Source organism: Acidovorax sp. GW823-FHT02H02, assembly GCF_058797075.1.
This window is the reverse complement of sequence record NZ_JBXAJH010000008.1, coordinates 144,728-170,488: the sequence shown is the minus strand read 5'-3', so window position 1 is coordinate 170,488 and position 25,761 is coordinate 144,728. Positions and strand designations below refer to the sequence as shown.

Annotated in this window: 24 protein-coding genes; 5 read left to right on the top strand and 19 right to left on the bottom strand. The window is 68.5% G+C overall.

The genetic code is table 11. The annotated features are described in order from the left end of the window. Positions 1 to 11: 11 nt before the first annotated feature. From AC1RDS_RS10970 to AC1RDS_RS10940, 7 genes are all read right to left on the bottom strand, one after another. Complete coding sequence (locus AC1RDS_RS10970) at positions 12 to 785, bottom strand: SDR family NAD(P)-dependent oxidoreductase (protein ID WP_026435249.1); 774 nt, start codon at positions 783 to 785, stop codon at positions 12 to 14. Further along, entirely contained in the window at positions 782 to 1,969 is a 1,188-nt protein-coding gene (locus tag AC1RDS_RS10965; RefSeq protein WP_026435250.1) for an acyl-CoA dehydrogenase family protein, read from the bottom strand. Before AC1RDS_RS10965 ends, AC1RDS_RS10970 begins: the two co-directional genes overlap by 4 nt. Positions 1,970 to 1,994: 25 nt before the next feature. Beyond that, entirely contained in the window at positions 1,995 to 4,094 is a 2,100-nt protein-coding gene (locus AC1RDS_RS10960; protein ID WP_492226995.1) for an acetate--CoA ligase family protein, read from the bottom strand. Between the two features lie 143 nt (positions 4,095 to 4,237). Further along, on the bottom strand, positions 4,238 to 5,236 hold the full coding sequence (locus AC1RDS_RS10955; RefSeq protein WP_202900023.1) for a tripartite tricarboxylate transporter substrate binding protein: 999 nt from the start codon (positions 5,234 to 5,236) through the stop codon (positions 4,238 to 4,240). Between the two features lie 64 nt (positions 5,237 to 5,300). Continuing rightward, positions 5,301 to 5,693, bottom strand: a complete 393-nt coding sequence (locus AC1RDS_RS10950; protein ID WP_026435253.1) for a Zn-ribbon domain-containing OB-fold protein — start codon at positions 5,691 to 5,693, stop codon at positions 5,301 to 5,303. 170 nt (positions 5,694 to 5,863) lie between these two features. After that, positions 5,864 to 7,018: a thiolase family protein gene (locus AC1RDS_RS10945; RefSeq protein WP_026435254.1), complete on the bottom strand. Its 1,155-nt coding sequence runs from the start codon at positions 7,016 to 7,018 to the stop codon at positions 5,864 to 5,866. Then, positions 7,018 to 7,854, bottom strand: coding sequence for an IclR family transcriptional regulator (locus AC1RDS_RS10940; protein ID WP_026435255.1), 837 nt, complete (start codon positions 7,852 to 7,854; stop codon positions 7,018 to 7,020). Before AC1RDS_RS10940 ends, AC1RDS_RS10945 begins: the two co-directional genes overlap by 1 nt. Positions 7,855 to 8,070: 216 nt before the next feature. Between AC1RDS_RS10940 and AC1RDS_RS10935 the strand changes: the two genes are divergently transcribed. Further along, the gene (locus AC1RDS_RS10935; RefSeq protein WP_026435257.1) at positions 8,071 to 8,742 is read left to right on the top strand and encodes a histidine phosphatase family protein; all 672 of its coding nucleotides are present in this window, start codon (positions 8,071 to 8,073) and stop codon (positions 8,740 to 8,742) included. A gap of 12 nt (positions 8,743 to 8,754) precedes the next feature. On the opposite strand, the gene AC1RDS_RS10930 is transcribed toward AC1RDS_RS10935, so the two are convergent. Together AC1RDS_RS10930 and AC1RDS_RS10925 are read right to left on the bottom strand one after the other, a co-directional pair. Then, complete coding sequence (locus AC1RDS_RS10930; RefSeq protein ID WP_026435258.1) at positions 8,755 to 9,597, bottom strand: NUDIX hydrolase; 843 nt, start codon at positions 9,595 to 9,597, stop codon at positions 8,755 to 8,757. Beyond that, on the bottom strand, positions 9,594 to 10,577 hold the full coding sequence (locus AC1RDS_RS10925) for a quinone oxidoreductase family protein (protein WP_026435259.1): 984 nt from the start codon (positions 10,575 to 10,577) through the stop codon (positions 9,594 to 9,596). Before AC1RDS_RS10925 ends, AC1RDS_RS10930 begins: the two co-directional genes overlap by 4 nt. 104 nt (positions 10,578 to 10,681) lie before the next feature. Here AC1RDS_RS10925 and AC1RDS_RS10920 point away from each other — a divergent pair, with 104 nt between their 5' ends. Further along, positions 10,682 to 11,581 (top strand): DMT family transporter, encoded by a 900-nt coding sequence (locus tag AC1RDS_RS10920; RefSeq protein ID WP_026435260.1) that lies wholly within the window; start codon positions 10,682 to 10,684, stop codon positions 11,579 to 11,581. Between the two features lie 81 nt (positions 11,582 to 11,662). On the opposite strand, the gene ocd is transcribed toward AC1RDS_RS10920, so the two are convergent. The 10 genes from ocd to AC1RDS_RS10870 form a co-directional block, all read right to left on the bottom strand. Then, positions 11,663 to 12,745, bottom strand: a complete 1,083-nt coding sequence (gene ocd, locus AC1RDS_RS10915) for an ornithine cyclodeaminase (RefSeq protein WP_348683494.1) — start codon at positions 12,743 to 12,745, stop codon at positions 11,663 to 11,665. Between the two features lie 147 nt (positions 12,746 to 12,892). Continuing rightward, positions 12,893 to 13,705 (bottom strand): SDR family oxidoreductase, encoded by an 813-nt coding sequence (locus AC1RDS_RS10910; RefSeq protein WP_348683495.1) that lies wholly within the window; start codon positions 13,703 to 13,705, stop codon positions 12,893 to 12,895. 105 nt (positions 13,706 to 13,810) lie between these two features. Further along, entirely contained in the window at positions 13,811 to 14,725 is a 915-nt protein-coding gene (locus AC1RDS_RS10905) for a DMT family transporter (RefSeq protein ID WP_092698120.1), read from the bottom strand. A 35-nt stretch (positions 14,726 to 14,760) separates the two neighbouring features. Next, positions 14,761 to 16,383 carry a gamma-glutamyltransferase family protein gene (locus AC1RDS_RS10900; RefSeq protein WP_092698080.1) on the bottom strand — a complete coding sequence of 541 codons (1,623 nt, stop codon included), beginning with the start codon at positions 16,381 to 16,383 and terminating at the stop codon, positions 14,761 to 14,763. Between the two features lie 53 nt (positions 16,384 to 16,436). Next, complete coding sequence (locus AC1RDS_RS10895; protein ID WP_492226994.1) at positions 16,437 to 17,732, bottom strand: DUF3422 family protein; 1,296 nt, start codon at positions 17,730 to 17,732, stop codon at positions 16,437 to 16,439. A gap of 132 nt (positions 17,733 to 17,864) precedes the next feature. After that, positions 17,865 to 19,376 carry a tripartite tricarboxylate transporter permease gene (locus tag AC1RDS_RS10890; protein WP_026435266.1) on the bottom strand — a complete coding sequence of 504 codons (1,512 nt, stop codon included), beginning with the start codon at positions 19,374 to 19,376 and terminating at the stop codon, positions 17,865 to 17,867. A gap of 15 nt (positions 19,377 to 19,391) precedes the next feature. Then, positions 19,392 to 19,880, bottom strand: a complete 489-nt coding sequence (locus AC1RDS_RS10885; protein ID WP_026435267.1) for a tripartite tricarboxylate transporter TctB family protein — start codon at positions 19,878 to 19,880, stop codon at positions 19,392 to 19,394. Positions 19,881 to 20,253: 373 nt separating this feature from the next. Continuing rightward, entirely contained in the window at positions 20,254 to 21,018 is a 765-nt protein-coding gene (locus AC1RDS_RS10880) for a class I SAM-dependent methyltransferase (protein ID WP_026435268.1), read from the bottom strand. Next, positions 21,019 to 21,585 (bottom strand): DNA-deoxyinosine glycosylase, encoded by a 567-nt coding sequence (locus tag AC1RDS_RS10875; RefSeq protein ID WP_081679595.1) that lies wholly within the window; start codon positions 21,583 to 21,585, stop codon positions 21,019 to 21,021. It abuts the gene before it with no gap. A 94-nt stretch (positions 21,586 to 21,679) separates the two neighbouring features. Then, complete coding sequence (locus AC1RDS_RS10870; protein ID WP_026435270.1) at positions 21,680 to 22,510, bottom strand: TatD family hydrolase; 831 nt, start codon at positions 22,508 to 22,510, stop codon at positions 21,680 to 21,682. Positions 22,511 to 22,682: 172 nt separating this feature from the next. Between AC1RDS_RS10870 and AC1RDS_RS10865 the strand changes: the two genes are divergently transcribed. From AC1RDS_RS10865 to AC1RDS_RS10855, 3 genes are all read left to right on the top strand, one after another. Beyond that, positions 22,683 to 23,606 (top strand): S1C family serine protease, encoded by a 924-nt coding sequence (locus AC1RDS_RS10865; RefSeq protein ID WP_026435271.1) that lies wholly within the window; start codon positions 22,683 to 22,685, stop codon positions 23,604 to 23,606. Positions 23,607 to 23,767: 161 nt separating this feature from the next. Continuing rightward, complete coding sequence (locus tag AC1RDS_RS10860) at positions 23,768 to 24,772, top strand: AAA family ATPase (protein WP_026435272.1); 1,005 nt, start codon at positions 23,768 to 23,770, stop codon at positions 24,770 to 24,772. After that, complete coding sequence (locus AC1RDS_RS10855) at positions 24,753 to 25,760, top strand: DUF58 domain-containing protein (protein ID WP_026435273.1); 1,008 nt, start codon at positions 24,753 to 24,755, stop codon at positions 25,758 to 25,760. Before AC1RDS_RS10860 ends, AC1RDS_RS10855 begins: the two co-directional genes overlap by 20 nt. Position 25,761 lies beyond the last annotated feature (1 nt).

Below are 25,761 nucleotides of genomic sequence, written 5' to 3'. Positions count from 1 at the left end.
GGCGCCGGCGCTCACAGCGAGCTCACCAGATGTGCGCCATCCACCGCAACGGTCGCGCCCGACATCGCAGCACCGGCATCCGATGCCAGCAGCAGCAGCGGCCCATCGAGATCGCCCAGCTCGCCAAAGCGGCGGCTGGGAATGCGGCTGCGCAGCTTGTCGCCGGCTTCGCTGGTAAGGAAGTCGCGGTTGAGGTCGGTCACCACATAGCCCGGCAGCAGCGCATTCACCCGGATGCGGTGGCGCGCCAGCTCCAGCGCCATGGCCTTGGTGGCCTGCACCACGCCGGCCTTCGATATCGCGTAGGGAGCCACCCCGCCGGCCACCCGTTCACCCAGGATGGAAGCCACATTCACAATGCTGCCGCCCTGCCCGGCCGCCACCATGCGGCGCGCGGCCTCGGTGGCCACCAGCCAGCAACCCTTGAGGTTGGTGTCCAGCACCTGGTCGAAATCTTCCGGGGTCTGCTCCAGCAGCGGGCGGGTAACGGTGACACCGGCGTTGTTGATGACCACGTCGGGCGCGCCCCAGCTGGCCAGCGCATCGAAACAGGCACGCACGCTGGCTGGGTCGGTCACGTCGAGTGCCAGCGCCCGCGCCTGGCCGCCTGCCTGCACGATGGCGTCCACCACCGTCTGCAGCTTGTCCGCGCGGCGTGCGGCCACGGCCACGCGTGCGCCCACCGAGGCCAGCAGCTGCGCGAAATGCGTGCCCAGCCCGCTGGATGCACCCGTGACCAACACCACCCTGCCGTCAAGCCGGAAGCGATCGATGGCGCCGCTCATGCCTGCCCCCCGGCTTCGGCCTTTTCTGCTAGGTGCACGAGCTTGCGCGCCATGCTCCAGCGGTGCACTTCGCTCGGGCCGTCGTAGATGCGAAAGGCCCGCATGTCGGTGAAGATGCGCATCACCGGCGAATCGGACGTGACCCCCTGGCCGCCCAGCATCTGCACGCTGCGGTCCACCACGCGCCACTGCGCTTCGGAGCACACCACCTTGGCGCGGCTCGACTCGAAGTTGCATTTTTCGCCCTGGTCCAGCAGCCACGCGGTGTGCCAGATGTGCAGACGGGCCGTGTGCAGGTCCATGTCGTTGTCGGCCAGCATGAAGCCCACGCCTTCGTGCTCGACCAGCGGCTTGCCAAAGGCGTGGCGCTTGCGGGTGTAGGCCAGCGCTGCATCATGAGCGCGGCGTGCCTGGCCGAGCCAGCGCATGCAGTGCGTCAGGCGTGCGGGGGCCAGGCGCACCTGCGCGTAACGAAACCCTTTGCCCATCTCCCCGAGCACGTCGCTGGCGGGTATGCGCAGGTTGTCAAAGCGCAGCACGCCGTGGCCTCCGGTGAAACACGCGTCCATCGCATCCATGCTGCGCTCCAGCGTGATGCCGGGGCGGTCCATGTCGGTGAGGAACATGGTGGCCGAACCGTCTTCCATGCGCGCCATCACGATGGCGTAGTCAGCACCTTCGGCACCCGTGATGAACCATTTGAGGCCGTTGATAACATAGTCGTTGCCATCGCGTACCGCCGTGGTGGCCAGCATGGAGGGGTCAGCACCCGCGCCTGGCGAGGGCTCCGTCATGGCAAAGCAGGAGCGGATGTGGCCGGCCACCTGCGGGCGCAGCCAGCGCTCCTTGTGCGCGGCGGTGGCCACTTCTTCCATGAGGTGGATGTTGCCTTCGTCGGGTGCATGGATATTGAGTGCCGTGGGGCCCAGCCACGAATATCCCGCCTCCTCGAACACCGCAGCCTTGGCCACATGGCTCAGGCCCAGCCCACCCATCTCGCGCGAGGCATGGGGCGTGAGCAGGCCGGCGACGCGGGCGCGGGCTACCAGCTCGCGGCGCAACGCCTCGCTGGGGCCGTGCGACGACTGGCGTTCGTCGTTTTCGAGGGGAATGACCTGCTCGGCGATGAACTGGCGCGTCTTGTCGCGCAATGCGCGGATTTCCGGGGAAAGGGTGAAGTCCATGCGGCAAATTCCTTCACATTTTTTATCAGGGACGAGCGGCGGCCCCGGCGCACTCCACCAGGGCATCCACGACCACGGCGCCGTCACCGACAGCGCCCACCATGACGGGGTTGAGGTCAACCGATGCGATGGTGCCACGTGCGCCGGCAATCACGGTACCGACCGCCACAGCGATGTTCGCCAGCGCCTGCACGTCCAGCGGCGGTTCGCCGCGCACACCATCGAGCAGCGGCGCAATGCGCAGCGTGCGCAGCGTGCGCACCACCTCGTCCTGGCTGAAGGGCGGCAGCAGCACGGCGCAGTCCTTGAGCGCCTCCACGTACTTGCCGCCGTCGCCCACCACCACCACGGGGCCGAAGACGGGGTCGATGCGCGCGCCCACCATGAATTCGTGCTGGCCCTTGCGCGTGGCCGCCACGATCACGCCATCGCGCTGCACGCCCATGGCATCCATCTTGGACCAGAAGCGCTCGAACAGCTCGGCCGCCTGTTCGCGTGTCTGCACGTTGAGGGCCACCAGCCCGTGCTCGGACTTGTGCGGCACCTCGGCCGAGCAGGCCTTGACCACAGCGGGTGCGCCGATGGCGTCGAACGCCGCGCGGGCCTCGTCGGCGGTGCGGCACAGGTGCATAGGCACCGTGGGCACGCCGTGGAGCGCCAGCAGGGCGAGGCTGTCCACCTCGTTCAGAAAACCCTGCGCGCCGGCCGGCACCTGCACCGCGGGCAGCTGGGGCCAGGTTGTGCGGGGCTGGCGCATCAGTGCCGTGTGCCCGGCCACCTGGGCCAGCACGGCGATGGCCTCGCCTTCGTTGGGGAAGGTGGCGATCCCGTGCGCGCGGAAGGGCGCGGCCACGCTTTCTTGCCACGCCGCCACCGCCACGGGCTTGCCTGTGGCGGCCTCGAAGGCGGCAGCGTCGCGGGCAAAGCGGTCCAGGTCGTAGCCCGCACCGGCCACGGGAATGTTCAGGAAGAACAGGTCGGCCGCCGGGTCCTGCGCCACGGCGGGCAGCACGTCGCCGAACAGGCCGCTGTTGGACAGCAGTGCGGCGGTGACGTCGATGGGGTTGCTGGCGGTGGCAAAGCCCGGCAGCTTGGAGGCTACGTCGGCTTGGGTGGCGGTGCTCAGCTCCGCCAGGGGAAGGCCCAGGTCTTCGGCCGCGTCAGCGCCCATCACGCAGCTGGCGCCGGAGTTGCTGATGATGACCAGGCGGCGGCCCTCGGGGCGCCAGCCCTTCAGGTAGGCGTGTGCGGCGCGCGCCTGCTCATGCGGGTCGCGCACGCGCCAGATGCCGTGGTGCTTGAAAAAGGCATCCACCGTGCGGTCCTCGTTGGCCAGCGCGCCCGTGTGGGACGACGCTGCCTTCTGCCCGCTGGCCGATCGCCCCGCCTTCACCGCGACGATGGGAAGGTCGCGCTCACGCGCATAGGCGGCGGTGGCGGCCAGCATCTCGGGGTTGGCAATGCTCTCCAGGTACAGCAGCAGCAGCTTCACGTCGGGGTCATGGGCCACGGCCCAGGCCATCTCGGCGGCGGTCACGTCGGCCTCGTTGCCCGTGGCATGCACATGGCGCACGCCCAGGCCGCGCCCGCGCACCAGGCCGTAGATCATGGAGCTCATGCCGCCGCTCTGGCTCACCACGCCCACCGGGCCGTCCATGGGCGGCATCTCGATGAACATGGTGGAAAAGCCCGCGATGGCGCCCGTGCCGAAGTTGGCCAGGCCCTGCGTGTTGGGGCCATACAGGCGCATGCCGGCAGCGCGGGCCTTGGCCACCATGTGGTCCTGCAGTTCGCGCCCGGCGGGGCCGGTTTCGCCAAAGCCCGAGGCGATCACCGCGGCGGCCTTCACGCCGCGCGCGGCGCACTCCTCCACCGCCGCCACGGTTTTGTCGCCACCCACCACGACCAGGGCGAGATCCGGCACTTCGGGCAGGTCGGCGAGCGTGGCGTAGCTTTTGTGGCCCTGGATCTCCTCGCGCGCGGGGTTGATGGGATAGACCGCGCCCTGGTAGCCGTGGCGCTGCATGTAGTAGATGGGACGCCCGCCGATCTTGTGGATGTTGTCCGAAGCGCCAATGATGGCGACCGAACGCGGGTTGAGGGCGGAGGTAAGAAGATCAGTCATGGCTGTTGTGTGTTTCTCAGTGGTTCATAGCGTGCGACCGTTGCGCCTGGCGCGGCGCACGCCAGGGCCGCCGTGCAAGGGCCGCCCCGCCGCACGGGCGGCGTCCCCCTTGAGGTGGAAGGCGCCGAAGGCGACTCAGGGGGTTAGTCAATCTTTGCGCCGGAGGTCTTCACCACCCTGGCCCATTTGTCCACTTCAGCCTGCAGGAAGGCGCCATACGCCGCCGGCGCGCTCCAGGCCGCGCCAAAACCCTGGGCATCAAAACGCTGACGGATGTCGGGGCTTTCAAGCACGGCCTTGAGTTCGGTACTCAGCCGCGCAATCACCTCCCTGGGGGTACCAGCGGGGGCGAGCAGACCGTTCCAGGCGATGGCCTCGTAGCCCGGCAAGCCGGACTCGGCCACGGTGGGCAGATCCGGCGCCACGGGCGAACGCTGGGCACTCGTCACGGCCAGGGCCTTGAGCTTGCCCCCCTTCACGTGGGGCATGGACGACAGCATGGTGTCGAACATCAGATCGACCTGCCCGCCCATCACGTCGGTGAGCGCGGGCGCGCTGCCCTTGTAGGGGACATGGTTCATTTTGATCCCGGCCATGGCGCTGAACAGCTCGGCCGAGAGGTGGGTGGACTGGCCATTGCCTGAAGAGCCGTAGTTCAGCCCGCCACTTTTGCTCTTGGCCAGCGCGACGAGCTCGGCCACGTTGTTGGCCGGCAGGGCCGGGCTGGCAACAATCACCAGCGGACCGCCGGTGAGCTGCGAGATCGGCGCGAAATCCTTGGTCAGCGAGTAGTTGAGCTTGGCGAACAGCGCGGGATTGATGGCGTGCGCCGTGGTGGCCACCACCAGCGTGTACCCATCCGGTGCGCTGCGGGCCACGGCTTCAGCGCCCAGGTTGGCCCCTGCACCGGGCTTGTTGTCGATGACAAACGGCTGGCCCAGGCGCTCCTGCAGTTTTTGTGCGACGGCGCGCGCCACGATGTCCGTGGGCCCCCCCGGTGGGTAGGGCACGACCAGCTTCACAGGCTTGTTCGGATAGTCCTGCGCAAAGGCCAGTGGCGCCCCCGCCGCACACAGTGCGGCGCAGGCCAGGCCGATCCAGTGGCGACGGGACGTCAGGCGGGAAAGGGGGATGTTCATCATGGCTTGTCTCCTGGGGTGGTGTCGTTTGAATGCCGGTGAATGAAAGGAAATGACACAAAAAACGCTAGGGCGCGGGCGCAAAGCGCACCAGCGTGCGCCCCTCATGCGCGAAGAAGCCCGCCTGTACCTGGTCGCCGATGCGCACGCCGGGGCTCGCGTGGCCCATGAGGCGCGGCCCCTCGGCGAGCTGCACGACGACCAGCGTGTAGGGCGCGAGCACGCGGAAAGCGTCGGATGGCGCGCGCGCCACCACGGTGACGGCGCGCACGGTGGCGCTGCCTTGCGCGTCGCGCCAGTGCAGCGTGCCGCGCTCGCCGCAGTGCTGGCAGGCATAGCGCGCCAGCGTCTGCGCGCCGCCGCAGGCCGTGCACTGCTGGTAGCGCAGCACGCCGTCGCGCAGGCCGTCGGTAAAGGGGGCGGCCAGCGGGATCGTGTCGTTGGAGGCAGTGGTGGTCATCTCAGTTATCCATAGTGCTGCGCGCCACGCATGGCGCATGAAACCGGCGCGCCCCGAGCCAGGGCAGCCGAGCAAGGGCCGCCCCGCAGCGAGGGCTGCGTCCCTCTTCCCACGCGCAGCGTGAGAGAAGGGGGAAGACGCGAAGCGTCTCAGGGGGTTGTCGTTTCACTTCAGTCCTCGCGCGACAAGATCAGGCTGACATGGGACGACATCACGCCGCCGTCTGCATGGATGAATGCACGGCGGGGGGGCTTGAGCTGGCGGTCACCCGCCTGGCCCGTCATCTGGCGCCAGGCCTCGACGGTGTGCGCCATGCCGCCTGCCACTCCGCAGTGGCCAAACGACAGCAGGCCGCCATGGGTATTCAGGGGCAGCGGCCCGGTGGGCGCGAAGTCCCCCGCGCGCGCCCGCTGGGCAGCGCCGGCGCGTGGTGCGAAACCGATCTCTTCGAGCAGCATCACCAGCGTGATCGTGAACGAGTCGTAGATCCCCAGGTAGTCCACGTCGCCCAGGCCCAGCCGGGCTTCCCCAAAGGCCTGCTGCGCCGCCTCGCCCGCACCACACTGCATCACATCCTCCATGGCCGTGAGGTGCTGGTGCCGGTGGGCCTGGCCCGCGCCCGCCATGGCCACAGCGCCCTGCGCGGCAGGGTCGGCCGACACCACAAGCGCCATCGCGCCATCCGAGATCGGGCAGCAGTCCAGCAGCGACAGCGGCGAGGCAATCGGCTTGGAGGCCAGCACCTCCTGCAGCGTGACCGGGGTGCGCAGGTGGGCGTCGGGGTGGCCCACCGCGTTGGCGCGCATGAGCACGGCAAACTCGGCCAGATCGGCCGATGTGACGCCCGTGCGCTGCATGTACTCCGAGGCCATGAGCGCGTAGTACGCGGGAACGGAGGCTCCGTTGGGCACCTCGAAATCGGCGTCACCCACCTGGGCCAGCGTCTGGATGGAGCTGTCGCGCGACTGGCCGCTGAGCCGGTTCTCCCCACCCAGCACAAGCACGTTGCGGCATCGACCCGAACGCACCAGCTCGCGCGCTGCCATCAGCATGGCCGCGCCCGAAGCGCCACCGAGCTGCAAGCCGTGCGCGTAGCGCGGGCGCAGCGCCAGCCGCTCGCACACCAGCGTGGACAGCATCAGGTGCGGTAGCGTGGTGGCATAGCCGCAGAGCACGCCGTCGATCTCATGGCGCGCAAGGCCGGCGCTCTCGATGGCCTGCGCGGCCGCGGCATCCATCAGGTCGAGCGCACTGCGCCCCTCGTGTCGCCCGAACGATGTGCCACCGGCACCGCGCACATACGCCGGACGTAACGCTGCATTCATCAATGTGTCTCCTTGGGGGTGGTTGCGGGTCGTCGGTCGGCGCGCGTGGCCTCGGCCCAGCGCACCTGGCACACCGTGGCCTCGTGCAGCAACGCCTGCGCCAGCGCGGGCTCGCGGGTGAGGATGCGTTCGTTCAGCGCCGCAATGCTCAGCGCCGCCACCGGGCGGCCTTCGGTATCGAGGATGGCGACACCAATGCCGCCCATGCGCTCGACCACCACGTCGAGCAACACGGCGCAGCCCCGTTCGCGCGCCTGCGCTACCCGCTCGCGCAGCAGCGCCGGGGTGATGCGCGGGTAGCGCTCCAGCTGGCCACACAGGGTGTCCAGCGCGGCCTCGCGCTCGTCGTCGGGCAAAGCGGCCAGCAGCGCCAGGCTGCCGGCCCCTACGCCCAGCGGGCGGCGGCTGCCGACATTGAGGTAGTTGGCGCGGATGGGATAGGTGCCCTCTTCCACATCAATGCACAACGACTCCACACCGCTGCGCATCGAGAGCACCACGCTGTCCTGGAACACACCGGCCAGCCGCATCAGGCTGGGCCGTGCCAGCGGGCGCGGGTCGAAACGGCGCAGCGCCGCCGCACCCAGCACCGTCAGCTCAGGCCCCAGCGTGAACTGCTTGCTCTTCGCATCGCGCGCCACAAAGCCTTCGCGCGCCATCACCTCCAGCAGGCGCAGCGCCGTGGCCTTGTCCAGGTCGGCAGCCGCTGCGATGTCGGTCAGGCGCACGCCGCCGCCCTCGGACATGACGCGCAGCACGCGCATGGCGCGCTCTACCGACGAGGTGCTGCCGCGCTCATGGGTGATGACGGCCTTGGGGCGTGCGGGGGAAGGCATGGAGTTTCTTTCGGTGAAACTGTTGATATGGCGTCAATCTATGTCTTCATGCTCATCCCGTCAAAGCACTCAAATAAAGTTTCATTCATCAAAACTTGTGCGGCAGCAATGGGGGCGCCCATTGCCCAAAGCCGGTGCGTGAGGTCGCTCGCGGTTCCATAGCAGCGGTCGCGCCAGTGACAAAGGCGCAGCCCCCCGAAAGCCACAATCTGCGCCATGGGAACCCTTTACCTCGTGCGCCACGGCCAGGCCTCGTTTGGTGCCGACGATTACGACCAGCTCAGCCCACGGGGCCGCGAGCAGGCGGTACGGCTGGGCGAGCACTGGCGCGCGCAGGGCCAGGCGTTTGACGCCATCCTCACCGGTACGCTGCGGCGCCACACGCAAACCCTCGAAGGCATTGCCGAGGGCCTGCAGGTCCGCCCCGAGCCACTGCAGCTGCCCGGCCTGAACGAATACGACAGCCTGGCGCTCATCCGCGCCATCCACCCCCAGCCCTTGCCCAAACCCGACACGCCCGAGTTGTACCGCCAGCATTTCCGCCTGCTGTGCGACGCGCTGGCACAGTGGATGGCCGGCGTCATCAGCCCGCAGGGCATGCCCAGCTGGGACGCGTTTGCGGGCGGCGTGCGCGCCGCGCTCGACCATGTGCGCCACCAGCATGCTGGGCACAACGTGCTGCTGGTCAGCAGTGGCGGCCCCATTGCGGCCGCGGTGGGCGAGGTGCTGGGCACGGCACCCGAGGTGACCATTGCGCTGAACATGCGCATCCGCAACAGCGCCGTGACGGAGTTCAGCGTGTCGCCCAAGCGGCTGATGCTGCAGACCTTCAACACCCTGCCGCACCTGAACGGGCGCGAGCACGCCGACTGGGTGACGCACGCCTGATTCAGATTCGGCTCACCACCCGAAGCAGGCGCCCAGCACCAGCGCGGCCTCCAGCGTGAAATCGCCAGCCGCGATGCGCTCGCGCACCTGCTCGGGGCGCCACAGCTCGAACCGCTCCACCTCGCCATCCTGGTTGCGGGGTGCCAGGCCTTCGGGCACGGTGCAGCGAAACCAGTCGATGCGCTCGACCATGTAGCCCACGCCACCGCCCTCGCGGCTGGGCCGGCTGAAATCGACCTGCCCGCCCCACGTCACACCCTGCCCCACGGCCTGCAATGCGGGCAGCACAAGACCCGCTTCTTCCCAGGTCTCGCGCGCCAGCGCCTGGTCCAGCGTGTCGTCGGCAGAGACCATGCCGCCCATCAGCGTGTCCCACATGCCCGGGTTGTTGGGCTTGGTGCGCGCGCGCTGCTGCACCCACATGCGGCCATCGGGCGCCAGTCCCACCAGGTGCACGGCCCGCGTGGCGATGCCCAGCACGCGCACGGCGCCGCGCTCCACGGTGCCCAGCCGCTCGCCCCGGGCGTTGCACACGGCCAGCTGCTCGTTGCGCCAGGGGCCGCAGCGGCCCTGGGCGTGCAGGGCCTGCGCCAGCAGGTTGAGCGCGGACGTGGCCGCGTCGGGCGCCACGTCCAGGTGCCACACCGGCACCCCCGATTGCTCCTGAATCAGTATCTGATAGCGCTTATCCGACAAGCGCTGCATTTCGATTTCATCCAAGAAACCCGCCGCCACCGAGCCCACGGCCTGCCCCGCCACCCACAGCGGCAGGCGCTCCTGCGCGGGCGGCTGGCGGGCGGCCGTGCGGGCCTCGGCCAGCCAACCGGCGGCAGATGCTGCCGGGGCCCGCGTCACAGCGTGAGGATGGTCGAGCCGGTGGTCTTGCGTGCCTCCAGGTCGCGGTGCGCTTGCTGCACCTCGGCCAGCGGGTAACGCTGGTCGATGTGGATCTTCACCTGGCCGCTGGCCACCACGGCGAACAGGTCGTCGGCCATGGCCTGCGTGCTTTCGCGCGTGGCGATGTGGCTGAACAGCGTCTGGCGTGTGACGTAGAGCGAGCCCTTGGCGCCCAGCGCGCCCGGAGCAAACGGCGCCACGGGGCCCGAGGCGTTGCCGAAGCTGGCCATCAGGCCGAACGGGCGCAGGCAATCGAGGGATTTGTCCCAGGTGTCCTTGCCCACCGAGTCGTACACCACCTTCACGCCCTTGCCACCGGTGATCTCCTTCACGCGCGCGGCAAAGTCTTCGGTGGCGTAGTTGATGGCATGGGCCGCGCCGTTGGCCAGCGCCAGCTGGCACTTGGCATCGGTGCCGGCCGTGGCGATGAGCTGCAGGCCCAGGACCTTGGCCCACTGGCAGGCGATCAGGCCCACGCCGCCGGCGGCGGCATGGAACAGCACATGGTCGCCAGGCTGCAGGCCCTCCACGGGCCGCGTTTTCTTCAGCAGGTACTGGGCCGTGAGGCCCTTGAGCATCATGGCGGCGCCGGTCTCGAAACTGATGGCGTCGGGCAGCTTGCACACGCACTTGGCGGGCATCACGCGCACCTCGCAGTAGCTGCCGGGCGGCTGGCTGGCATAGGCGGCGCGGTCGCCCACCTGGAGGTGCATGACACCCTCACCCACGGCCTCGACCACACCGGCCGCCTCCATGCCGATGGTGGCGGGCATGCTGAGCGGATACAGCCCCGTGCGGTGGTACACGTCGATGAAGTTCAGGCCGATGGCGTGGTGGCGGATGCGGATCTCGCCCGGACCGGGCTCACCCACGGCCACGTCCACCAGGTGAAGTTCTTCGGGGCCACCATGCTGGCGGATCTGGACGGCAAGGCTCATGACAAAACGCTCCTGAATAACGGGTGTGACGGGTGGAACAAACGGTGGCCATCCTGCCATGAATCTGCAAGCCTTGCTGGCAATGCGCCGCTACAGTGCAGCCCATGACTCAAAGACTGACGCCCGGCACGGTGGCGCTGCTGGTGACGGCGCCGCTGCTGTGGGCCGGCAATGCCGTGGTGGGCCGCCTGGTGCATGACCTGGTGCCGCCCATCACCCTCAATTTTCTGCGCTGGGTGCTGGCCCTGGCGCTGCTGCTGCCGCTCACCCACCGCGTGCTGCGCAAGAGCAGCCCGCTGTGGCCGCACTGGCGACGCTTTGCCGTGCTGGGCCTGCTGGGCGTGGGCCTGTACAACGCACTGCAATACCTGGCGCTGCAGACCTCCACGCCCATCAACGTGACGCTGGTGGGCTCCAGCATGCCGGTGTGGATGCTGGCGGTGGGCGCGCTGTTTTTTGGCGCGGCCGTCACCCGCCGACAGCTGGCCGGCGCATCCCTGTCCATGGCGGGCGTGCTCACCGTGCTCAGCCGGGGCGAGTGGGGCCAGCTGCTGGCGCTGCGCCTGGTGCCGGGCGATCTGTTCATGCTGCTGGCCACCATTGCGTGGTCGTTCTACAGCTGGATGCTGGTGCGCACCCGCGAACCCGCCAGCCTGCGCGATGACTGGGCGGCCTTCCTGACCGGGCAGATGGTGTTTGGCCTGGCCTGGTCGGGCGCCTTGGCCAGCGCCGAGTGGGCCACGGGACGCACCCACATCGACTGGGGCTGGCCGCTGGCGGCGGCGCTGCTGTTCATCGCCCTGGGACCGGCCCTGCTGGCCTACCGCAGCTGGGGCATCGGGGTGCAGCGGGCGGGGCCTGCGGTGGCGGGCTTCTTTTCCAACCTGACGCCGCTGTTCGCTGCCCTGCTGTCGGCGGCCTTTCTGGGCGAGGCACCCAGCGCCTACCACGCTGCGGCGTTTGCGCTGATCGTGGGTGGCATCGTGGTCTCGTCGCGGCGCTGAAAACTGGCGCCAGCGCTTGCCAATCAAGCGCCAGAAGCTCTTAAAAAATAGAGCATTCCGGCACTTTCCCGGCATGCGCAATCAGGCCACCGCGCCCGGCCCGGTTACGCGCTGGCTGGCGGTGGCCGCAGGCTGGTGCAGCGCGCCAAACAGGTTCTTGGGGTCGGCCAGCGCGGGGATCAGCGCCATGCGCTCGCCCAGGCCCAGTTCGATGGCGGCATCGCGCATGTAGCGCAGGGCGGAAAAATCCTCCAGGGCAAAGCCGACCGAATCGAACACGGTGACCTGCGCGGCATGGGTGCGCCCGGGTTGGTGGCCGGCCAGCACCTGCCACAGCTCGGTCACGCCAAAGTCGGCCGGCAGTTGCTGGATATCGCCCTCCACGCGCGTTTGCGGGGCGTATTCGACAAACACGCTCGCCTGGCGCAACAGGTCGGCATGCAGCTCGGTCTTGCCAGGACTGTCGCCGCCCACGGCGTTGAGGTGCATGCCAGGCTCCACCATGGCGGGCGTGACGATGGTGGCGCGGGCCTTGTCGGCGGTGAGGGTGGTCACGATGTCGGCGCCGCGCACGGCCTCGGCCACGCTGGTGCAAGCCGTCCACTGCAGGCCCGTGCCGTCGAGGTTAGCCACCAGCTTGGCGGTGGCGGCCGGGTCGGTATCGAACAGACGCAGCGTGGTGATGCCCAGCAGGTGCTGGAACGCCAGGGCCTGGAACTCGCTCTGCGCCCCGTTGCCGACGATGGCCATCACCCGGCTGTCCGGCCGCGCCAGGGCGCGTGCGGCCACGGCCGACATGGCGGCGGTGCGCAGGGCCGTGGTGTAGGTAAGTTCACTGAGCAATTGCGGCACACCCGTGGCCACATCGGCCAGCACGCCAAAGGCCATCACGGTGGGCAGGCCCAGCCGCGTGTTGCGCGGGTGGCCGTTGACGTATTTGAAGGTGTAGGTGGTGGCGTCCGAAATGGGCATGAGCTCGATCACGCCGTCGGGCGAATGGTTGGCCACGCGCGCCGATTTCTCGAACTGCGGCCAGCGCAGGAAATCTTCGTGGATGCAGGCCGCGATCGCGGCAATGCAGTGGCCCACGCCCTTGCGGCCAATCAGCTCGGCCATCGCGGGGGCACTGAGGTACAGGGTGGAGATGGGGGCGGGGGCGTTCATGGCGGAAAAGTCTCCAGGGGTTGGAGACCAGTTTCCCTGAGCCGCTGGGCCATGGGAATGCACAGATTTGCAACAAGATGTTGCGGCATACAACCGAACACCAGCACCCACTGGCCGCGCGGCGCCCCCGGCCCGCCGCTCAATCGTTCAGAACACGCCCGGGTAGGCGCCGCCGTCGGCCAGCAGGTTCTGGCCCGTGATGTAGCCGGCATGCACGCTGCACAAGAATGCGCAGATGGCACCGAACTCTTCGGGCGAACCAAAGCGGCCGGCCGGAATCTGCGCCTGCTGGGCACCCCGCACGTCGTCCAGGCTCTTGCCGGTCTTGGTGGCTGCCGCGCCCAGGGTGGTGGCGAGGCGGTCGGTGTCGAACTTGCCGGGCAGCAGGTTGTTCAGGGTCACGCCCTGCGCGGCCAGCTTGCTGCGCGCGGCGCCGGCCACAAAGCCGGTGAGCCCGCTGCGTGCGCCATTGGACAGGCCCAGGATGTCGATCGGCGCCTTCACCGCGCTGGAAGTGATGTTGACGATGCGGCCGAAGCCCCGCGCGGCCATGCCATCCACCGTGGCCTTGATGAGTTCGATGGGCGTGAGCATGTTGGCGTCCACCGCCTTGATCCAGGCGTCGCGGTCCCAATCGCGGAAATCCCCCGTGGGCGGGCCGCCCGCGTTGGTCACCACGATATCGAAGTCGCGCCCCGGTCCGCCGGGCACCGCCAACACGGCGGCACGCCCCTCGTGGGTGGTGATGTCGGCGGCCACCGCCAGCACAACAGGCTGGGCGCCTGCCGTATCTGCGCCAGCAGTGGTTAATTTGACGGCCGCCCGCTGCAGTGCATCGGCGTTGCGCGCGTTGATGACCACGTTCACCCCTTCGCGCACCAGCGCCTGCGCGCAGCCAAACCCCAGCCCCTTGCTGGCGCCGCACACCAGCGCCCATTTGCCCGCGATACCCAGATCCATAAAAACTCCCGATGTTTGGCCGCAACACGCAGCCGTTTCAAATCATAAAGGGGGCCTGGCAGCCCGGTCGGTGGCCGCCCGCCTTGCCCTGGTGGTCCGGTGCGCCTACCGGCGCGACATGCGCGTGAACACGAAGATGCCCGCCATCACCAGCGCGGTGCCCATGGCCACCCACAGCGTGAAGGGCTCGCCCAGAATCCACACCCCCATGAGGATGGTGGACAGCGGGCCGACCATGCCGGTCTGCGCGGTCATGCCGGCGCCGATGCGCTCGACGGCCATCATCACCATCAGCACCGGCGCCGCCGTGCACAGCGTGGCATTGAGCACCGACAGCCAGACCACCTCGGGCGCCACCGCGGCCGCGCTCAGCGGCCGCAGCAGCACGAACTGCAGCAGGCAGCACAGGCAGGCCACCGTGGTGGCCAGGCCCACCAGCCGCAGCGCGCCGATGCGCTGCACCATCTCGCCGCTGTACACGAGGTAGATGGCGTAGCTCACGGCGCTCAGAAACACCAGCAGCGCGCCCCAGGCCGCATCGGTGCCCTGCAATTGCGCCTCCAGGCCAAACACCAGCACCACGCCGCTGTAGCTGATGGCCATGCCCAGCGCCTGGCCCCAGTGGATGCGGCGGCCATACAGCAGCCAGCCCAGCAGCATCACCAGCGTGGGGTTGAGGTACAGGATGAGCCGCTCCAGGCTGGCGCTGATGTACGCCAGCCCGGCAAAGTCGAGAAAGCTGGCCAGGTAGTAGCCCGTGACACCGAGGCCCGCCACGCCCAGCCAGTCGCGGCGCAACAAAGGCGGCTTGCCCCGGCTGGCCCACCAGGCCATCACGGCGAAGATGGGCAGCGCGAACAGCATGCGGTACATGATGAGCGTGACCGCATCGACCCCGTGGCGGTAGGCCAGCTTGACGATGATGGCCTTGCCGCTGAAAGCGATGGCACCAAACAGTGCCAGCAAGAGGCCGGATGCTACGTTTTTTCTGGCTGCTTGCGCTTTCTGGTGTGGGGCCACAGGCACTTTTTTAATTAGAACTCTCACCCACGCGTTCAGAAACCGGCAGCCAGGCCATCGCGGCGCGCATCGCTGGCCGCCAGATAGCCATGCACCTGGGGGTCGCCCATGCGCCAGATGAACTGGCCGGCGCCAAAGTCCTGGTAGGAATCCTGCAGCACCTCGGTGCGGTGCCCCCGCGCCTGCAGGCCCTGCACCGTGGCAGCCGGCATCGACGCCTCGACGTTGATCGACAAGCCCGCATTGAAGCGCCAGCGCGGCGCGTCGCAGGCCATCTGCGGGTTCTGGCCGTGATCGATCATGCGCACCAGCGTCTGCAGGTGGCCCTGGGGCTGCATGTTGGCGCCCATGACGCCAAAGCTCATCACAGGCTGGCCGTCCCGCGTGAGGAAGGCCGGGATGATGGTGTGGAAGGGGCGCTTGCCCGGTGCCACCAGGTTGGCTCGGTTGGCACCCGCCGGATCGGTGCTGAAACCAAAGCCCCGGTTCTGCAGGCTGATGCCGAAGTTGGGCTCCACGCAGCCCGAGCCAAAGCCCTGGTAGTTGCTCTGGATGAAGCTCACCATCATGCCGCTCTCATCGGCGGCCGTGAGGTAGATGGTGCCGCCCCTGACCGGGTTGCCCGCTCCGAAATCCTGCGCCTGGTTCATGCGGATGAGTCTGGCACGGGAAGCGAGGTAGCTGTCATCGAGCATTTGCGCGGGGGTCACCTCCATCCATGAAGGCTCGGCCACGTAGCGGTACACATCGGCAAACGCCAGCTTGACGGCCTCGATCTGCAGGTGCTGGGCCTCGGGCCCGTCCACCGGCAGGCCGGCCAGGTCGAACTGCTCCAGGATGCCCAGCGCGATCAGCGCCGCGATGCCCTGGCCGCTGGGCGGAATCTCGTGCAGCGTGTAGCCGCGGTAGTTGCGGGCGATGGGCGCCACCCACTCGGGGCGGTGCGCCGCCAGGTCCGCCAGACCGAGGCTGCCGCCCTGGGCCTGCGCAAAGGCGGCCATGGCCTGGGCGATCTCGCCGGTGTAGAAGGCCTCGCCCCGCGTGGCGCCGATGGCGCGCAAGGCACGGGCCGCAGCCGGAAACCGGAACAGTTCACCCACCTGCGGCGCACGGCCCCAGGGCATGAAGCTCTGCGCAAAGCCGGGTTGCGACTGCAGCTCGGGCACGGCGGCGGCCCATTTTTGCTGCACCACCACGGGCACCAGGTAGCCGCGCTCGGCGATCTCGATGGCAGGCGCCATGAGGTCGGCAAAGGGCAGCTTGCCAAAGCGCTCCGACAGCGCCACCCAGGCACTCACGGCGCCGGGTACCGTGACCGAATCGATGCCGCGCCGGGGCGGCGTGGCCGCCCCCGTGCCGTAGCGGCGATGGAAATACTCCGGCGTCCACGCCTGCGGCGCCCGGCCCGAGGCGTTGAGGCCGTGCAGCGCCTGCCCGTCCCACAGGATGCAGAACGCGTCGCTGCCCAGGCCATTGCTGACAGGCTCGCACACCGCCATGGCCGCCGCCGCAGCCACCGCCGCATCGACCGCATTGCCACCCTGCTGCAGCATGCGCAGGCCGGCCTGCGCGGCCAGCGGGTGCGAGGTGGAACAGAGGTTGCGCGCGAACACCGGCAAGCGGGTGCTGGAATAGGGGGAGGTGTAGCTGAAAGGCATGCGGCGATTATCGGCCGCATGCCTGCGGCCCGCAGCAGGCGGGTGCCGGATTGTCAGTGCGCGCGGAACATCCGGTGGTGCATGCGGCGCAGCGACCACCACACGCCCAGCGCCACCAACGGAATGGCCACGGCCGCCGTGGTCTCGGGCGACAGGGGCCAGCCCAGTTTTTGCGCACCCTTGGCCAGGTAGCTCACCAGGCCGACGATGTAGTAGGTGATGGCCGCCACCGACAGGCCTTCCACCGTGGACTGCAGTTTCAGCTGCAGGTCCTGGCGCTGGTTCATGGTGGCCAGCAGGGCCTGGCTGCTTTGCTGCTGCTCGATCTCCACGCGCGTGCGCAGCAGGTTGCTCATGCGCGAGACGCGCTGCGACAGCGCATCCTGGCGCCGCGTGGCCCATTCGCAGGTGCTGCGCGCGGGCGTGAGCCGGCGGTCCATGAACTCGCGGATGGTCTGCATGCCCGCCAGGCGCGATTCGGCGATATCCTGGATGCGGCGGTCCAGCAGTTCAAAATAGGCGCTGCTGGCCGAAAAGCGCGAATGCGTGGCGGCGTACTGGCTCTCGACCTGCCCGGCCAGCCGGGTCAGGCGATCGAGCAGCGCGGGTTCGGCATCGCGGTTGGCAGTGCGGATGGCATCGGCCAGCGCGGCCAGCTCGCGCTCGGCAAAGGCCAGCACCGTGGCGGCCTCGCGCGCGGCGGGCAGGCCCAGCAGGGCGGCCATGCGGTAGGTCTCGATTTCCAGCAGGCGCTGCACCAGGCGGCCCAGGCGGCGCGGCGTCATGCCGCCGGCCAGCAGCACCATGCGCGAAAAACCATCGGCGTGGATGGCAAAGTCGGTGTACAGCTCGCCATGGCCATCGGCCACGGTGGAGGCCACCAGCGTGTCCTCGTGCAACACATGCTTGACCAGCGAGCCCGAGCCAAACTGGTGCGTGGGCAACACCCACAGGTTCAGGCTGCACAGGCACTGCCCCGGCAGGGCGGCCAGCCATTCGTGCGGCACCGCATCGATGGCGCTGGCGGGCTCGCGCTCGCCAAAGGCCTCGGTAGGCGTGGGCACCATGAAGGTCCAGGAAACGAATTCGGTGTGCAGTTCCCAGCGGATGCGGAACGCGCCGAAATCCATGCGCAGGTGCGTGGTCTGCGCGTCGGGCAGCGCCATGTGGTGGTCGCGCAGCAGCGCTGCCACATGCGCGCGGCTGGCTTCGCGGCCGGCGGCGTCGGCCAGCATGACGATGTGGGCAATGGCCAGCGGCGCCGCCAGGGCCTCGGGCGGACGGGCGTGGATCTCGTTGTGCAGCATGACCCGGTGCGGGTGCTGCATGGGGTGATTGGATGGTGGCATGCGGTCCTCGGTGCACCATTGTGTACCGGACCTGCAGGTTTCTCGCGGCACCGCCGCCCCAAAAAACAACGGCACCCGAAGGTGCCGTTGTTCTTGATGCCGGGTCCCGCACAGCGGGCCCCGGGCGCAGTGTCAGTCTTCGACGAAGGCTTCTTCGCGCTTGTTCTTCACCGCAGGCAGCAGCACGATGATGAGCAGCAGGGCAGCAGCCGCCAGCAGACCGGCCGACAGTGGACGCGTGACGAACACGCTCCAGTCACCGCGCGAGAGCAGCAGCGCGCGGCGCAGGTTTTCTTCCATCATCGGGCCCAGGATGAAGCCGAGCAGCAGGGGTGCGGGTTCGGTGCCCAGCTTGTGGAAGATGTAGCCGATCAGGCCGAACGCACCCACCATCCATACGTCAAACGTGTTGTTGTTGGTGGAGTACACACCCACCGCGCAGAACAGCACGATGGACGGGTACAGCCAGCGGTACGGCACGGTGAGCAGCTTGATCCAGATGCCGATCAGCGGCAGGTTCAGGATCACCAGCATGGCGTTGCCGATCCACATCGAGGCGATCAGGCCCCAGAACAGCTCGGGGTTGCTGGTCATCACCTGCGGGCCGGGCTGGATGTTGTGGATGGTCATGGCACCCACCATCAGCGCCATCACGGCGTTGGGCGGAATGCCCAGCGTCAGCAGCGGAATGAAGGAGGTCTGCGAACCGGCATTGTTGGCCGACTCGGGCGATGCCACGCCACGGATGTTGCCCTGGCCGAACGGCACTTCGCCCGGATGCAGCTTGGTCTTCTTCTCGACCGTGTAGGCCGCGAAAGCCGCCAGCAGCGCACCGCCGCCGGGCAGGATGCCGAGGGCAGAACCCAGGGCCGTGCCGCGCAGCACCGCGGGGAACATGCGCTTGAAATCTTCCTTGGTCGGGAACAGGCCCTCGACCTTGGCCGTGAAGACCTCGCGGTCTTCATCAGGGCGCGACAGGTTGGCGATGATTTCGCCGTAGCCAAACACACCCATGGCGATGGTCACGAAACCGATGCCGTCGGTCAGCTCAGGGATATCGAAGCTGAAGCGGGCGACGCCCGAGTTCACGTCGGTACCCACCAGGCCCATCAGCAGGCCCAGCACGATCATGGCCACGGCCTTGAGCAGCGAGCCCGAGGCCAGCACCACGGCGCCGATCAGGCCCAGGGTCATCAGCGAGAAGTATTCGGCAGGGCCGAACTTGAAGGCCACTTCGGTCAGCGGAGGCGCAAAGGCCGCCAGGATCAGCGTGCCCACGCAACCCGCGAAGAACGATCCCAGGCCGGCAGCCGCCAGCGCCGGCCCCGCTCGGCCCTTGCGCGCCATCTGGTAGCCATCGATCACGGTCACCACCGAGGACGACTCACCGGGCAGGTTCACCAGAATGGCAGTGGTGGAGCCGCCGTACTGGGCACCGTAGTAGATACCGGCCAGCATGATCAGCGCAGCCACGGGCGGCAGCGCATAGGTGGCGGGCAACAGCATGGCGATGGTGGCCACCGGGCCGATACCAGGCAGCACGCCGATCAGCGTGCCCAGCAGGCAGCCGACAAAGCAGTAAATCAGGTTCTGGAACGTGAAGGCGACGCCAAAACCCAGCGAGAGGTTGTTAATCAAATCCATGGTCGGTGCTCCTGCTCAACCTGTAATGAAACTCGGCCACACAGGGAACTGCAGCTTGAGCGCCCAGACGAATGCCACATAACTGCCCACCGCCAGCACGGTGGCCAGAATGAACACTGCCTTTGCGTTGAACTCGTTGCCTGCCAGGCTGGCGATGAAGGTCAGCGCATAGATGCCAACGATCAGGCCCATGGCCGGAACACCGATGCTGGGCAGGCCGCCCAGCAGGATGCCGAAGGCGAAGTTGGCGGCCAGGATGAAGAACAGCGGCTTCCAGGCCCATTTGCCGATCTTGTCACCGTCCACGGTTTCCACCACGGTGGCCTTGAAGGTGACGACGGCACCGATGATGGCCAGCAAAATCCCCAGCATCAGGGGAAAATAGCCCGGACCCATGCGGGCGCCATTGCCCACGTTGTAGGTTGTGGCACCCCATGCGAAGGCCACGCCGATGCCCATGAACATGAGGCCGGCAAAAAAGTCTTTTTGACTCTTGATTTTCACGAATGTCTCCTTGGCGGAATCTCAACCTTGCGATTGTGTGGGGAATGTCGGCAGGCTCCGATGTGGATTCCACCTACATCCCGTCACAATGACCGCCCACTGCCCTGCGGCGCCCCAAAAAACCGGGGTTTACCCTGACAAAATCACCCATCACGCCAGTGGCGGCGTCGGCGCAATCGCCTCGGGGTTGGCCGTGACAGAAGGCAGTGGAGATCTTCACCGGGTGGTTGTTTGCGCGGTGGCGAGGCACGACGCGCGCTCTGCGCCTCATACGGTCTCGCATTCAAGCAGATAACCAGGCGGGAAGCCGCAGGCAGTGCTCCAGCACGGCAAGGCGAACCAACTATCGTTTACGTTTGAAGGCAAAACCGTATCAGCCCACCACGGGCTTGAACACGCGCATCCACTTGGCCGAGGGCAGATCCCAGCGCGCCTGGATGGCCTCGGCCCGCGCGGCCAGTTCGGTGCGCTTGGGCCGGCTGGGCGTACGCTGGGCCAGCACCACGGTGTTGCCCTCGCGCGTGGGCTTGAAGGCCCACAGGGCCTCTTCGCCAAAGGCGCTGGCCATGCTTTGCAGGCTGCGCTCGAAGCTGGACGCCCGGCCGAACAGGTTGACGGTCATGCAGCCGTCCTCGGTCAGCAGGGCGCGGCAGTCGGCATAAAAACCGGGGCTGTCGAGCACCGGCGCGGCGGCCTCGTGGTCATACAGATCGACGGCCAAGGCATCCACGGTGCCCTGCCACATCGGGTTGCGGATTTCCTCGGCCGCATCGGCCAGCACCACGCGCAGCTTGGGGCCGTCGGGCGGCAGCTTGAACCACTGGCGGCACACCGCCAGCACCTGGGGGTTGAGCTCGATGGCCGTGGTGCACAGGCGCAGCTTCTTGTGGCAGAACTTGGTGATGGCCCCGGCCCCCAGCCCCAGTTGCATGGCGTGGCGCTTGGTGACGCTGGCAGGCTCGACAAACAGCAGCCAGGCCATCATGCGCTGCACGTATTGCAGTTCAATCTCGAACGGCTCGGCCACGCGCATGGAGCCCTGGATCCAGGGGGTTCCCAGGTGCAGGTGGCGCACCTCGCCGTCGTCGGAGACGCTCACTTCGGGCAGTTCGATATCGGTTGTTTTCTTGCGGGCCATTCACACCAATCCATGCCGGGCCAGCAGTTCGGCCCAGGCGTTCAATTTACGTTCAAAACTCCAGGAGGCGTTGGCCGGACTGGTGGAGGGCAGCCGGTGCACCGGCACCCCCAGCTGCGCCGTGCTGCGCGCGTGCCGGAAGCTCTCCCCGCCATTGTGGGCGATGGCCGCCAGCCGGGGGCAGCGCGCACGCAGGGCGGCAAAGTCATTCACCTGCGCGTTGCGGATGCGGGTGTCGAGGCTACCGACGCGCTCGCAGCTGGCGTACACATCCCACAGCCCGAGGCCCCGCGCCAGCAGCCATTTGCAGCGCTGGTCGTAGTGCTCCCTGTCGGGCAGCCGGTGCTGCGGCCAGAGCGCCTGCAGGATGCGCCAGAAATGGTTTTGCGGGTGCGCATAGTACTGCCCGGCCCGCAGCGAGGCCGCGCCCGGAAAGCTGCCCAGCACCAGCACCACCGTGCCCTCGGACACCACGGGCGCCAGGCCCGTCAGCCGCTCGCCACCGGGCGACGGGCGCGGTTGGGGCAGATCGGTGCTGCGGCCGGGAGCCGCCTTGTTTTCCTTCATGGCCCGATTCTGGCCGCAAACCCGATATGCACCCATGCACTATGGAATCAATCGCCATCAGCGCTTGTGCATATTTCGCTTGCGGCCAAAAAAATCAGATTTTCTGCAGCAAACCTGCCAGGCGTGGCAGCGCCGCACAGGCATTGGCGGAGGTGCTGCGCGCCAGATCCACCAGCGACTGGCCGCGCAGGCCTGCCATCACCCCTGCGATGCGGGGCAGCTCGGCCGGCGCGTTGCGCCCCTGCGGTTGCCCGACGGCCCGCTGCGCGGCCGGGGTGTAGAGCCAGTGCGGCGGGATGTCGGGCGCGTCGGTTTCCAGGACCAGGGCCGATGCGGGCAGCTCGGTCGCCAGCCGGCGCAGCTGCAGCGCGCGGTCATAGGTCAGCGCGCCGCCGAAACCCAGCTTGAACCCCAGCGCGATGAACGCCTGCGCCTGCTGCAGGCTGCCGTTGAAGGCGTGGGCGATACCGCCCGGCACGGCCGTTTCGCGCAGGCCCTTGAGCAGCTGGTCGGCCGAGCGGCGCACATGCAGGATCACCGGCAGATCACAGCGGCGCGCCAGCTGCAGTTGCGCGCGGTAAATCTGCTCCTGGCGCGCGGTGTCCAGGCCTTGGGCAAAAAAATCCAGCCCGATCTCGCCGATGGCCACCAGGCGCGGGTCGTGGCGGTGCTGCTGCAGCGCCTGGTCCAGCAGCGCCAGATCGGCCTCGGCTGCCCGCGCTGTGTAAAGGGGGTGAATACCCAGGGCGTAGCTGTCGCCATGGCGGTGCGCGAGCTGGCGCACGGCATCCCAGTTGGCGCGCTCCACGGCCGGGATCACGCAGTGCGCCACGCCCGCAGCGGCGGCCTGCTGGCGCACGGTGTCGCGGTCGGCGGCAAACTCTGCGGCGTCCAGGTGGCAGTGGGTGTCGATCCAGGAGGGCATGCCGCCATGATGCCCCAACCGGCAACCCGCCCGTCCGCCAGCGGATGCGGAAATGGGCGATCCGTGCTACTGTCAATTCCCTGCGCCGTTGCCCTGGCGCGAATTGCTGTTTCTGGACACCGCGTGCAAGACACCGGCGCCTGAAATGGCCATGGAACCAGAAGGTGACAGGATGCCCCGGCCCGCCCTCTACAGCAGTTCCCGCCCCCCACGGCGTCCGGCAGAACCGGCGGCCGAGGTCGCCAGCACGCCGGCGCCACCGGGGGCACCACCCACCGCGGCGCTCACCGCCACAACCCTCCCCACCGCGGCGCACCGCCGCCTGCGCGCCCTGTGGGCGGCCGTGGTGGTGCTCACCGCGCTGCTGCTGGCCAGCCTGTGGCTGCACCCGGGCGCGGTGCCCCGCCGCATCACGCAGGGCGACATCGACGCCGCCGTGCTGCGCACCCTGGAAAACACCACCCTGCCCTCGCCCGCCGCAGGGGCCGTGGAGGCCGTGGCGCCGTCGGTGGTGCGCGTGGCGGGCTATGCGCGCAGCAAGAACGGCAAGGCCGAGATCGAGCGCGGCGTGGGCACCGGCGTGGTGATCGTGGATTCGGGAATCATCCTCACCAACCTGCATGTGGTGCAGGGGGCCAGCCGCGTCACCGTCACCTTCCACGACGGACTGGAAACCACCGCCAGCGTCACCGGCGTCCAGCCCGAAAACGACCTGGCCGTGCTGCAGGCCCACAAGCTGCCCGACGACCTGGCCGCCGCGCCCCTGCGCTCCACACAGAACCTGCGGGCGGGCGACCAGGTGGTGGCCATCGGGTTTCCGTTCGGCATCGGGCCGTCGGCGTCGGCGGGCGTGGTGTCGGGCCTGGAACGGGAATTCGACTCGCCCGAGGGCAACGGTCCGCTGACCCACCTGATCCAGTTCGACGCCGCCGCCAACCCCGGCAACTCGGGCGGCCCGCTGGTCACCATGGACGGCGAGGTGGTGGGCATCGTCACCGCCATCCTCAACCCCACCAAGGCGCGCACCTTCATTGGCATCGGCTTTGCCGTGCCCATTGAAAACGCAGCCGCCGCCATCGGCATGCCGCCGTTCTGATATGAAGCCCCCTGAGTCGCCTTCGGCGCCTTCCCCCTCCAGGGGGACGACACCCTCGCTGCGGGGCGGCCCTTGCTCGGTGTCCCTCGCCTTGGCCGCGCCAGTTGCCTGGGCGGGTGACGGGTCGCAGCATCGTTGATCACTGACACGGAAGGAAACCCATGGAAGCCGCAACGAACAACGCCTCCACCGCCACCCTGATGGAGCAGGTGCTCTACGAGGTCAAGCGCGTGGTGGTCGGGCAGGACCGCTTCCTGGAACGCGTGATGGTGGCCATGCTCGCTCAGGGCCATCTGCTGGTCGAAGGGGTGCCCGGCCTGGCCAAGACGCTCACGGTGAAGACGCTGGCCCGCACCATCCAGGGCAGCTTCAAGCGCATCCAGTTCACGCCCGACCTGGTGCCCGCCGACCTGGTGGGTACGCGCATGTACAACCAGAAGACGGGCGAATTCAGCACCTCGCTGGGCCCGGTGTTCACCCACCTGCTGCTGGCCGACGAGATCAACCGCGCCCCCGCCAAGGTGCAGAGCGCCCTGCTGGAGGTGATGCAGGAGCGCCAGGTGACCATTGCCGGCGAGACCCACAGGGTGCCCGAGCCCTTTCTGGTGATGGCCACGCAAAACCCCATCGAGACCGAAGGCACCTACGCCCTGCCAGAAGCCCAGGTGGACCGCTTCATGATGAAGGTGCTGCTCGGCTACCCCACCGAGGAGGAAGAGTTCGTGATTGCCCAGCGCGCGCTCGATGCGCCCGTGCAGGTGCTGCCGGTGGCCACCACGGCGCAACTGTCGGCGCTGCAGGCCGAATGCCGCAGCGTGTATGTGGACCCGTCGCTGCTGCAGTATGCGGTGAAGCTGGTGGCGGCCACGCGGGCGCCCGCGCAGCACGGCATCAGCGACATGGCGCATTTCATCGCCTGCGGCGCCAGCCCGCGCGCCACCATCTGCCTGGCCGAGGGTGCCCAGGCCCTGGCCATGCTGCGCGGACGCGCCTACGTGCTGCCCGAAGACATGACCGATCTGGCGGCCGACGTGCTGCGCCACCGGCTGTCGCTGTCGTACGAGGCGCTGTCGGACGGGCTCGACGCCGATGCGCTGATCGCCCGCATCATGGCCAAGATACCGGCGCCCGCAAGGCCTTTGCACCATGAACAAAAAGCCGCCTGAAACCGCCACCGTGCAGGCCCTGCACCCCTTGCCGGGGCAGGCCGACCGGCTGCTGCGCGCGCTGGAATGGAAGGTGATCCGGCGGCTGGACGGCCTGCTGCAGGGCGACTACCGCACCCTGGTGCGCGGCAGCGGCCTGGACCTGGCCGACCTGCGCGAATACCAGCCCCACGACGATGTGCGCCACATCGACTGGAACGTGACGGCGCGCCTGGACGCGCCCCATGTGCGCGTATTCACCGAAGACCGCGAAATGTCGGCCTGGTTTCTGCTGGACCTGAGCCCTTCCATCCACTTTGGCCCGCAGGGCCACGCCAAGCGCGACATCCTCACCGGCTTTGTGGCGGTGCTGGCGCGCCTGCTCACCCGCCACGGCAACCGCGTGGGTGCCCTGCTGTATGGCACCGGCCGCGACGGCGTGCGCGCGGTGGATGCGGTGCTGCCCCCGCGCAGCAGCCGCGCGCAGGTGCTGCAGCTCATGCACCAGCTGCTGCAGCCCGCCACCGGCCAGCCCGCAGGCGGCACCCAGCTGGGCGTGCTGCTGCAGGCCGGCCTGGGCGCCATTCGCCGGCGCTCCACCGTGTTCGTGGTGTCGGACTTCATCAGCGCGCCCGGCTGGGACAAGCCGCTGGCCCAGCTCGCGCAGCGCCACGACGTGGTGGCCGTGCGCCTGTTCGACCCGCTGGAGCTGGAGCTGCCCGACCTCGGCCTGGTGCTCCTGCGCGATGCCGAGACCGGCGAGCAGTTGCAGGTCGACACACACGACCAGGGCTTTCGCCAGCGCTTTGCCCGCCTGGCCGCCGAGCGCGAGGCCACCCTGCGCGCGGGCCTGGCCGCCGCGGGCGCCGACACGCTGGAACTGCGCACCGATGACGACCTGATCGACGCCCTGCTGCGCTTCATGGACCTGCGCCAGCGCCGTGCAGGGCCCCGGCTGCGCGCCTTCCAGCCCACCCCCCGCCCGCCGGCCGTGCATGCCGCTGGCTGAC